This window comes from Marinimicrobium sp. UBA4509 (assembly GCF_002388575.1).
Lineage (GTDB): Bacteria > Pseudomonadota > Gammaproteobacteria > Pseudomonadales > Cellvibrionaceae > Marinimicrobium > Marinimicrobium koreense.
Window position 1 is genome coordinate 40,738 of sequence record NZ_DGMV01000025.1, and the last position, 10,583, is coordinate 51,320.

Sequence of the window (10,583 nt, forward strand, 5' to 3'; positions counted from 1 at the left end):
GGCGGCCCGCAGCGCCTCGAACATCGCTGCGGCCACCCACCACAGGCCCGCCCGGGGGCGACCGTGGCTGATGGACTCCAGGCGCTCCATCGCCCTCCCCATCATACCCAGTGAGGCCCGTTGCTGTTTGTTCTGAAGCAGGTTGACCAGACCCACCTGATACATGTGCCGAAGCCGGCGCACCAGCGGTGGCAGATCTTCCCCGAGTACGGTGCTGCTCTGCCCTTTGCCCGAATAGATGGGTTCCGGCTCCAGGGTGTAGAAGTAGCTCTCCGGTAATGGGGGAGCTTTACGAAGCTGACGTAACTCATTGATGTGAGGGATCAGAAGCACCGCCATGCTCCGGGAGGTCTGCAGGCAGTACTCGAGATAGCGCGGCAGGATGAAAAAAGCGGACGTCAGCACGTCCAGCTTGCGATTGGTATTCTGCTCTTCCCCCAGCGGGATGTCAGTGATCTGCTCAACCAGCTCCTGGGCCAGCAAGTCAACGCCGCGCAGTTGCAGGAGATTCAGGGTGCCGCTGATCTGCTTGATGCCATCGATACAGTTCTGGAGGAGCTCTCCGTTATTGCGATCGGCGGCAAACTCCTCCAATCGGACGGCGGCCTGCTCAATGGTGGCGACCAACTGATCCTGAACCAGTTTCAGGGAATTGAGGTTGACGTTTTCAGTGCTGCTCACTGCCGCTACCTTTTCTTGTCATGATTTCAGCCCTTGCCCCGAACAACCGTTGAGAGTCCAACGGGGCCGCCCGGGAGGCGCTTTCCGGGGAACAGCGCGCTATTACTTGTTGTTATGGGACACAATTGTTGTGGGAAACAATGTAACCCAAGTCCCCCTATTTTTCACACAAATTTGAACAAAGCAACGTAAGCCACTAAGAAATCAGCAAATTTGGGACTTTGATCAATCTTGCCAGAGCACCTGCCCAGCACTTTTCTCGATCGCCTCGAGCTTCGCGCGATGGGCGGCCAACTCTTCATCGCTGGCGCGAATCACCGGTGTCGGTGTCCGCTGGGCCGACAGGGGGCGCCGCTCCTGCCCGGAGCTGTCATTGCCGCTGCCCGCCGATGAACTTCCTCCCAGAGACAGTGCCGTCTGGCCACCGGTCATCAGCAGGTAAACGTCGGCCAGAATCTCGGCATCCAACAGGGCGCCGTGCAGCTCGCGCTGGGCATTATCCACGCCATAGCGCTTGCACAGCGCGTCCAGGTTGTTTTTCTGCCCCGGGTGCTTGCTCCGGGCGAGGACCAGGCTGTCGATCACGCCGCAACGACGGGTAATAGAGCCAAACCGGGCATTCCACTGTTTGAGTTCGTGGTCGATAAAACCGATATCAAACGGCGCGTTGTGAATCACCAGCTCCGCACCATCGACAAAGGCCACAAAGTCTTCAACAATCTGCGCAAACACCGGCTTGTCCGCCAGCATCTCATTGGTGATACCGTGCACCTCCATCGCGCCGGCATCCACTTCCCGCTCCGGATTGATGTACTGATGATAATGACGTCCGGTCAGCTTCCGGTTGACCAGCTCCACACAGCCGATTTCGATGATTTTGTGGCCCTGGGAGGGCTCCAGACCCGTCGTTTCGGTATCCAGTACGATCTGTCGCACGCTCAACTCCTCAATTCGTCAATGCCGCGGTTGGCCAGCTGGTCTGCCAACTCGTTCTCCCGGTGTCCACTGTGCCCCTTGACCCAGCGCCAGTCAATTCGATGGGTCTGTACCGCCCGATCCAGCGCCTGCCACAAATCGACGTTTTTGACGGGCTTTTTGGCGGAGGTTTTCCAGCCGTTGCGTTTCCAGCCCTTCATCCACTCGCTGATGCCCTTACGCACATACTGAGAGTCCGTGGTCAGGACCACCTCACAGGGCTCCCGCAGGGCGTCGAGTGCTTCAATGGCCGCTCGCAGTTCCATCCGGTTGTTGGTGGTCTCGGCTTCACCACCGTACAGGCTCTTTTCCTGACCGTTGAAGCGCAGTAGCGCTCCCCAGCCACCGGGCCCGGGGTTCCCCCGACAGGCACCGTCCGTAAATATCTCAACTTTTTTCAAACTATCACCAGCAATTCATTGATTTTCAATACTTTTGATCTTTTCTCATGGGCTGGGCGCCCAGCCCCGGCAACGACGATGGGCGCCGCTCCCACGCGGGTTTGACAGGAACCGCACCACCCAGCTCCTTGCAGGCAAGCACTTGATAGAAGGCGCCTCCTGGGAGGTGCAGCCTTTTACCCCATTGGTCACACCATTGTAAACGACGCAAAGCGCCGGGATGCTGCAACGCCGGGCGGTAAAACCCACGCTGAACGCGGTCCGGCTCCAGATCCAGCAACTGCAGCCAGTCCAACAAACGTCCAAGCCTCAACGGCTGATGACGCCAGAGCGCGTGCCGGCTGAACAGGCGTGCGACGTGGCGGGAAAGCCCGAAGCCACTCCAGGGATTGAATCCCACCACAACCAGACATCCCCGGGGGATCAAGACCCGTTGAGCCTCTCGTAGCAGCTGATGGGGCGTCGGACTGAAATCCAGTGCGTGGTGCAACACCACCAGATCAACCGACCCGGAAGGCAGCGGCAGCTGTCGGGGGTCGGCGATCAACGACGACAGTGAACCGGCCCCGGCATCACTGAGGGCAATCGTCACGCGATGGGTGATCCGGCTGCTGCCGGTCATATCCAGCGCTGGATCGACACCAATCTGCAGCAGATGGTAGCCAAACAGGTCCTGCAGCGCGCCCTCGAGGGTGAGCTTCTCCGCCGCCAACATCGCCTGCCCGAGAGGGGTACCGAACCAGGCCGCCATTTCCCGGGCCGACTGATCCGCCGGCGGCACGCCAAAACGCTGCCTCCGCCAAGCCCGAACCCGGCTCAGGAACTTGTCTGAAGTCATAGTAATCGCCCCACTCGGCGGTTGCGCAGGCATCCGCTATGCTGAGAGTATACTCGCTTAACCCCATGAAAACAGGAGCCTTTAATGCGCGAACCCATTGGTATTCCCGCACTGGACAGCAACTATTTCTGGCTGCTGCCCGTGGACGATGCCCCGGAGTGCCAGAGTGGCGACGTGTATCTGATCGATCCCGGCGACGCCCAGCCGGTGCTTGAAACCCTGGAGCGAAAGACGTTCAGGCTCAGAGGCATCCTGATCACCCACCACCACTGGGATCATACCGACGGATTGGACGGGATTCTGAGCCGCCTGAAAGTCCCGGTGTACGGCCCGGACTCGGTACCTCAAGTGGACCAGGTTGTGAAAGACGGCGATCGGCTGGAACTGCCGGGCCTGGCTCTGTCAGTCATGGCGGTTCCCGGCCATACGCTGGACCACCTCGCCTACTTTCAGGCGGCGACAGGAGAGGCGCCTCCGCGGCTGTTCTGCGGCGACGCCCTGTTTGCCGCGGGCTGCGGCCGACTGTTTGAGGGGACACCGGCGCAAGCACAGACGTCTCTGGACAGGCTCAACACGCTGCCGGGCAAGACCCGGATCTACTGTGCCCATGAGTACACTCAGACCAACCTGCGTTTTGCCCTGACGGTGGAGCCCGACAATGCGGCCGTGCGCAAGCGTCTGGGCCATGTCAGCGAGTTGAGAGCCAGCCACCGACCGACCCTTCCCAGTGAACTCTCCCTAGAGCGGGAGACCAACCCCTATTTGCGCACGGACAACCCCTCCCTGGTGAGCGCTCTGGGTCTGCCCCCCAATACCGAGCGGTCAAGAGTCTTTGGGGAACTGCGCTCCAGAAAAGACCGGTTTCGTTAGTCTGCAGGGAAACCCGGATGAACGGCGCGCCACATCCTCCGGGCGTTCCTTGACGCCCCCGATGAGAGTCCCTAGAATCGCGAAAATCCGCGCCTGGCGAACGACGTCTGGCATCACGTGTCACCAGTACTTCGGTAACCCATGAATCGACTCAAGCGCCCTCTCGCCCTGGCCGTCAGCCTGATCAGCCTCGGTGGCTGCCAGACCCTGACCCCCTCTGAACCGTCCAAAACCGCGGACCAGAACCACCTGCTCATCGACGAATCGCTCTGCACCCTGGATCGGGAGCAACAGGCCCAATTCCTGGTGTCGGATGAGGGCAACCTCTGGCCGCGCCTGAGAGACGGCTACGGACTTCCCGATGTCGATCACCCACGAATCGACACCTACGTGGACTGGTACGCCCGTCACCCACATTACATGGAGCGGGTCATCGAGCGGGGCCAGCGCTTCCTCCACCACATTGCCAACGAGCTGGAAGCCGAGGACATGCCGCTTGAGCTGGCGCTGCTACCCATCGTTGAAAGCGCCTTTGACCCCTTTGCCTATTCCCACGGCCGGGCCTCCGGCATCTGGCAATTTGTCCCCGCCACCGGCCGCCAGTATGGCCTCAAGCAGAACTGGTGGTATGACGGACGCCGGGATGTGGTCGCCTCCACCGACGCCGCCATTCGCTACCTGAAGTACCTCAACGAGCTGTTTGACGGCGACTGGTTGCTCGCCCTGGCGTCCTATAACACTGGCCAGGGTAATGTCATGCGCCGGATCCGCAGCAACGAGCGACGCGGCAAGCCAACCGACTTCTGGTCCCTGAACCTGCCCAGGGAAACCCGGGCCTATGTGCCCCAATTATTGGCCCTTGCCAGAGTGATTGGCGAGCCCGAAAAGTACAATCTTGCCCTCAACCCCGTCCCGGACGAGCCCTACTTTCGGATCGTGGATGTGGAGTCACAGATCGATCTGGCACAGGCGGCCGAGCTGGCCGAACTGGAGCTGGACGAGCTCTACCTCCTGAACGCCGGCTACAATCGCTGGGCCACGGATCCGGACGGCCCTCACCGGCTGTTGATCCCCGTCCAGCATGAAGAGACCTTCCGCGCCAACCTGGCCAGCATTCCCACCCGCGAGCGCGTGGGCTGGGATCGCTACCGGGTCGTCAGTGGCGACTCGTTGATCACCATCGCCCGCCGCTATCGCACCAGTGTCGACACCATCAAAAGCGTCAATCAACTGAACAGCAATATCATCCGGGCCGGACAGACCCTCATGATTCCCACCGCCAAGCATCCGGCCAACCGCTACGCTTTCAGCGCCGACCAGCGTCGCCAACGGACACAGAATCGCTCTCAGGGCAGTGAAGGCAGCACCAGGGTAGACTACCAGGTGCGTCCAGGAGACAGCTTCTGGACGATTGCCAAGCGCCATGGCATCACCGTAGGGGCGCTGACCAACTGGAATGGCATGGCCCCGGGCGACACCCTGATGCCGGGCCAGACGCTGGTGATCTGGACCGAACAGCAAGACATGACCAGCAGTGCTCAAGGCGATCGCCGCTCCGTCGTGCGCAAGGTGCATTACCGGGTGCGCAAAGGGGATTCGATCGCTCGCATCGCCAATCGCTTCAATCTGTCGGTCCAGGATATTCTGCGTTGGAACACGGTTTCGGCATCCAGCTACATTCATCCGGGACAATCCCTGACCCTGTTCGTGGATGTGACCAACAACGCTTCGTTCTGATCACACCCCCGGTTTCACAGGCACAAAAAAACCGCCAATTAAAGGCGGTTTTTTTGTGCCTGAGGCGCGCGGACCAGAAGGTCCGCCACCTTTGACTGTCAGCCCATCAACGCTCGACAGTGACGTCCTGGCGCAACTGTTCACGATACGCAAGGTATTCCTGCTGCCCTTGCATCTGCGCCAGGTTGCGTCGCAGCGACTGCTGCTCCTCTTCGCTCAGATCGCTCCACTGGCCATCCTGCGCCTGGGTCAACACCACAACGGCATAGCCATCGCGGATCGACACACCACTGACCACGGGCTCACCAGAGGGCTTGGGCAGTGAAAACACATGCTGGACCAGCGCGCGGTCCAGATCGCTTGCGCGACGCTCAACCTTTTCCGCCGCCTGAACTTCAAGCCCGGCCTCTTCCGCCACCGCGGAGAGTGATTCGCCAGACGCCACCGCCTCACGAAGAGCTTCACCGCGCTCCGCCAGCAAAGACTGGATCCGCTCATTGCGCAACTGCCGGGCAATCTGTTCGCGCACTTCCTCCAGGGGCTTGATGTAGGCCTCCTGGTAGTCGGTCTTCTTGATCACCACGACCCGATCGTTTGCCAACTCGATCAGATCACTGCTGTTTTCACGCTCGAGAACTTCCTCCGAAAATGCCGCTTCGACAACAGTGGTCTCCCCGGCCACTCCCGGGCCACCATTGCGCCCAAACAGACCGGTGTTTTCCAGGGGCAGATTCAACTCATCCGCGACAGATTGCAGGCTATCAGCGTTGTAGGATAGCTCACTCAGACGCTCCATCAGAGTGACGAATTCATTTTCCGCTTCGACCCGCTTGAGCTGCTGCGCAATGCGCTCCCGAGCATCTTCAAACGTGGCCACTTCCGAACCCCGCTGCTCGGTCACTTTGATCAGATGAACCCCGGCCTCGGTTTCAACCGGAGCCGACACTTCACCGACCTCTAGTGAGTCAACGGCGGCCATGAAGGCTTCGGGCAGACCTTCCCCGGAGACAAAGCCCAGATCCCCGCCCTGCCCGCTGGACCCGAGATCTTCAGAGTATTGTTCGGCCAATTCGGCAAAAGAAACGCCCTCTTCAAGCGCTCCCTGCACCTCGGCAATCCGCTCGTCGCTAGAATCTTCAAACAGAATATGGGCAACGCGACGTTCCGCCTCCTGCCCTTCCTGAGCCTCCTGGTTCTGCTCGAACTGGTCCCGCAGGGTCTGCTCATCAATCTCAATGTCCGCCATCAGGTTGGCAACGCTCAGATCAATATAATCGACGGCCACCTGCTCGGGCTGACGGAATTGATTCTGGTTACTCTGATAGAAAGCTTCGATGTCACTGTCCGTCACCTCGACCTGGTCCGCGACCTGATCGCGGCTCAGGGTGGCGTACTGGAAATCGCGGCTCTGGAAGTTCAATGCGGCAAACCGCTCCAGCTCGGCTGGAGTCACAAAGCCACTGGCGGCGACACCGGAAGACAACTGATTCAGCAGCAGTTCCTGACGCAGCAGGGCCTTGTACTGGGCCGGGGTATAGCCCATGGAGCGCAGCACCTGCTGGTAGCGATTCGGATCAAACTGACCACTGTCACCCGCGAACTGCGGGAAACTCAGAATCAACTGATCCAGAGTGCTTTCACTGACCCCCATACCCTGCTTGCGGGCATGCTGAATCAGGACTTTGCGCTGGACCAGCGCCTCAATGGCCGGTTCGCGCAGACGCTCATCGCTGACAAATTCGGAAGGAACGGAGTCGCCATACTGATTGAGAATCTGCTGGCGCTGGCGATAGATTTCCCGAGCCACCTCATTCTCGGTAATGGATTCACCATCAACGGAAACCACTTCGCCGGAGCGGCTGGAACCCGAAAACAGCGCCTCGGCACCGGACAAAGCGAAAATAATCACCAGGAAGCCGACCAGAATACCGGCTACCACACCTTTGGAGTTGTCGCGAATCGTCTGCAGCATTGTCTGCTCCTAGTCATAAACCCGTTGGGACGATCGATTCCAACGCGCTTTCTTATCATCTTGCTCAAACCAGGGACTGAGCGAGTCGATCTGGTTGAATAAAGAAAAGGCGCACCTCTAGGGATGCGCCTCCTCATACTGCCGGGTCAGTTCTCTCTGGATTCTGGAGCGATTACTCAACTCGCTGAAACCAGACTATGAACGCTCCCGGCAATCACCGAAAACGCGCACAGGGCGCGTCAAAAACGCTTAGTTGACCGCGTCTTTCAGTGCCTTACCCGCTTTAAAACTGGGCACCTTGGCAGCGGCGATCTGGATCTCGGCGCCGGTCTGTGGGTTGCGGCCGGTGCGCGCGGCACGCTCTTTCACAGCGAAGGTACCAAAACCGACCAGAACAACCTGATCGCCCTTCTGCAGAGCACCAGTAATGTTGTCAACCATTGCGTCGAGCGCACGGCCGGCAGCAGCTTTAGGAATATCCGCAGATGCGGCGATGGCTTCAATCAGCTCGGATTTGTTCACACTTAACCCCTTTTGATTATTTGCTTCAGAAATCGATGGCGCAGGTTACTGTTCAAAATCAATCCCCGACCATTCAATGTCGGCTCATGACCCGCTCAGGTTAGTACCCGTTCAGGCTAACACCATTGGCCTGAACGGTGAGTTGGCCAGGACAGCAAATCGCCCCGTGCCGCCTGCTTGGCGAATGAACTGCGATTTATACCAAGTGAGGTCAGGCGGGTCAAGAAGACAATGTTAGCTTTGTGCGATTACTTCAAGGATTGAACGTTATTTAACCAAACCTGACCCGAACCGGGTATCAACGCCCTATTTTGTTACCCGGACACCAGCCCGAAGGCTGGCCCGGTTGTTACCAATGGAAACTTCCCTTTCGCCTCAATGGGTGCTGATACGATTACCGCAATCATCCTGCTGAGCCTTTTTTTCCAACGCCTGATACTCTTCATCAGACAGCGGCTTGGGCATGGACTGCAGCGCAATCTGTAACACATCATCGATCCACTGTACCGGTTTGATGGTCAGGTCTTCTTTAATGTTATCGGGAATTTCTTTCAGATCACGCTCATTTTCCTGCGGAATAATGACCGTCTTGATACCTCCACGATGAGCCGCTAGAAGCTTTTCTTTCAGGCCACCAATCCTCAGCACTTCACCCCGCAAGGTAATTTCACCGGTCATCGCCACATCCGCGCGTACGGGGATACTGGTCAACACCGACACCAGGGCGGTGCACATCGCAATACCAGCACTGGGGCCATCTTTCGGGGTCGCCCCTTCCGGAACGTGAATGTGAACATCCATTTTCTCGTGATAATCGGGCGCAATCCCCAGCACCTGGGCACGCGAACGAACCACGGTGAGGGCTGCCTGAATAGATTCCTGCATGACATCCCCCAGAGAACCCGTCTTGATGACCCGGCCCTTGCCTTTGACCGCCGATGACTCGATCGTAAGCAACTCACCACCGACCTGGGTCCAGGCCAGACCGGTCACCTGGCCGATCTGGTTTTTATCTTCAGCCCGACCGAAGTCAAACTTCCGAACCCCCAGGTAATCTTCCAGTACAGCCGAATCAACCACATCTTCGCGCACGGTTTTGTCCTTCACATGGCGGGTGACCACCTTGCGGCACACCTTGGCGATTTCCCGTTCCAGACCACGCACCCCGGCTTCGCGTGTGTAGTACCGGACGATGTCGCGAATGGCTTCATCGGCAATGGTCAACTCGCCTTCTTTGAGGCCATTGGTCTTCATCTGCTTCGGGATCAGGTAACGAAGCGCAATGTTGAGCTTTTCATCCTCGGTGTACCCCGGAATCCGGATAACCTCCATGCGATCCAGGAGCGGACCGGGAATGTTCATCGAGTTGGAGGTGCAGACGAACATGACATCCGACAGATCGTAATCCACTTCCAGGTAATGATCGTTGAAGTGATTGTTCTGCTCCGGGTCCAACACCTCTAACAGCGCCGACGCCGGATCACCCCGGTTATCCATCCCCATCTTGTCGACTTCGTCCAACAGGAAGAGCGGATTTTTTACCCCGACCTTCGCCATTTTCTGTACCAGCTTGCCGGGCAGAGAGCCGATGTAGGTGCGGCGGTGACCGCGAATTTCCGCCTCGTCTCTCACCCCACCTAGCGCCATCCGGATGAATTTGCGATTGGTGGCCCGGGCAATGGATTCTCCCAGGGAGGTTTTACCCACACCGGGCGGACCAACCAGACACAGAATCGGGCCTTTGATTTTGTTTACCCGCTTCTGAACCGCCAGATATTCAAGAATGCGCTCCTTGACCTCTTCCAGGCCAAAGTGGTCTTTCTCCAGCACATCTTCAGCCCGCTGCAAGTCGTGACGGACTTTACTGCGTTTTTTCCAGGGTACCTTCAGCATCCAGTCGATATAGGCTCGCAACACCGAAGCTTCCGCCGACATCGGGGACATCATGCGCAACTTGTTCAGCTCGGCACGGGTTTTTTCCTCAGCCTCCTTGGGCATACCCACTTGCTCGATTTTCTTCTCGAGCTCGTCGATTTCATTGCCCTCATCTCCCATGTCACCAAGCTCTTTCTGAATGGCTTTCATCTGCTCATTCAGGTAATACTCGCGCTGGCTCTTTTCCATCTGCTGCTTGACGCGCCCGCGGATTTTTTTCTCGACCTGAAACAGATCAATTTCCGCCTCCATCAACCCCAGTAGATGTTCGATGCGCTCGCGCACCGAGACCATTTCCAGAATGGCCTGCTTCTGCCCCAGCTCGAGGGTCATGTGCGCCGCCACGGTATCGGCCAGGCGGCCGGGCTCGTCAATCCCGCTGAGCGAGGTCATCACTTCCGAGGGTACTTTTTTGCTCAGGGTGACGTATTGCTCAAACTGGTTGATGGTTGAATTGATCAGGGCATCCGCTTGGTGCCCCGTCAGGGTTTCCTCTTCCAGCAAATTCACTCTGGCGCGAAAATGTTTATCAATGACTTCGACATTTTCGATCGCGGCACGCTCGCCGCCTTCCACCAGCACTTTCACCGTGCCGTCAGGCAATTTCAAAAGCTGGAGAATTGTGGCAACGGTACCGACGCCGTACAGGTCC

Annotated in this window: 8 protein-coding genes and 1 pseudogene; 2 read left to right on the forward strand and 7 right to left on the reverse strand. The window is 58.3% G+C overall.

The window, feature by feature from the left end; translation table 11 throughout:
* The 4 genes and pseudogenes from B3520_RS02800 to B3520_RS02815 all read right to left on the reverse strand — a co-directional run.
* A pseudogene (locus B3520_RS02800) lies at positions 1 to 681 on the reverse strand (pilus assembly protein); the annotation flags it as partial.
* Positions 682 to 906: 225 nt separating this feature from the next.
* Positions 907 to 1,617, reverse strand: coding sequence for a DNA polymerase III subunit epsilon (gene dnaQ, locus B3520_RS02805; RefSeq protein WP_024460221.1), 711 nt, complete (start codon positions 1,615 to 1,617; stop codon positions 907 to 909).
* A gap of 2 nt (positions 1,618 to 1,619) precedes the next feature.
* Complete coding sequence (gene rnhA / locus B3520_RS02810; protein WP_024460222.1) at positions 1,620 to 2,057, reverse strand: ribonuclease HI; 438 nt, start codon at positions 2,055 to 2,057, stop codon at positions 1,620 to 1,622.
* A 25-nt stretch (positions 2,058 to 2,082) separates the two neighbouring features.
* Positions 2,083 to 2,895, reverse strand: coding sequence for a class I SAM-dependent methyltransferase (locus B3520_RS02815; protein ID WP_286806646.1), 813 nt, complete (start codon positions 2,893 to 2,895; stop codon positions 2,083 to 2,085).
* 84 nt (positions 2,896 to 2,979) lie between these two features.
* Between B3520_RS02815 and gloB the strand changes: the two genes are divergently transcribed.
* Together gloB and B3520_RS02825 are read left to right on the forward strand one after the other, a co-directional pair.
* A complete protein-coding gene (gene gloB, locus B3520_RS02820) occupies positions 2,980 to 3,765 on the forward strand; it encodes a hydroxyacylglutathione hydrolase (protein ID WP_286806645.1) in 786 nt (261 codons plus the stop codon).
* Between the two features lie 141 nt (positions 3,766 to 3,906).
* Entirely contained in the window at positions 3,907 to 5,502 is a 1,596-nt protein-coding gene (locus tag B3520_RS02825; RefSeq protein ID WP_286806644.1) for a lytic transglycosylase, read from the forward strand.
* 106 nt (positions 5,503 to 5,608) lie between these two features.
* Here B3520_RS02825 and B3520_RS02830 read toward each other — a convergent pair whose 3' ends face one another.
* The 3 genes from B3520_RS02830 to lon all read right to left on the reverse strand — a co-directional run.
* A complete protein-coding gene (locus B3520_RS02830; protein WP_286806642.1) occupies positions 5,609 to 7,474 on the reverse strand; it encodes a SurA N-terminal domain-containing protein in 1,866 nt (621 codons plus the stop codon).
* A 249-nt stretch (positions 7,475 to 7,723) separates the two neighbouring features.
* On the reverse strand, positions 7,724 to 7,996 hold the full coding sequence (locus B3520_RS02835; RefSeq protein ID WP_024460227.1) for an HU family DNA-binding protein: 273 nt from the start codon (positions 7,994 to 7,996) through the stop codon (positions 7,724 to 7,726).
* A 375-nt stretch (positions 7,997 to 8,371) separates the two neighbouring features.
* Positions 8,372 to 10,583: endopeptidase La (gene lon / locus B3520_RS02840; RefSeq protein WP_286875364.1), on the reverse strand; the 2,212-nt coding region annotated here is incomplete at its 5' end.

Coding starts and splice junctions, on each gene's coding strand:
- B3520_RS02825 (WP_286806644.1), top strand. CDS start 3,907: ATGAATCGACTCAAGCGCCCTCTCGCCCTGGCCGTCAGCCTGATCAGC.
- gloB (WP_286806645.1), top strand. CDS start 2,980: ATGCGCGAACCCATTGGTATTCCCGCACTGGACAGCAACTATTTCTGG.
- B3520_RS02830 (WP_286806642.1), bottom strand. CDS start 7,474: ATGCTGCAGACGATTCGCGACAACTCCAAAGGTGTGGTAGCCGGTATT.
- B3520_RS02815 (WP_286806646.1), bottom strand. CDS start 2,895: ATGACTTCAGACAAGTTCCTGAGCCGGGTTCGGGCTTGGCGGAGGCAG.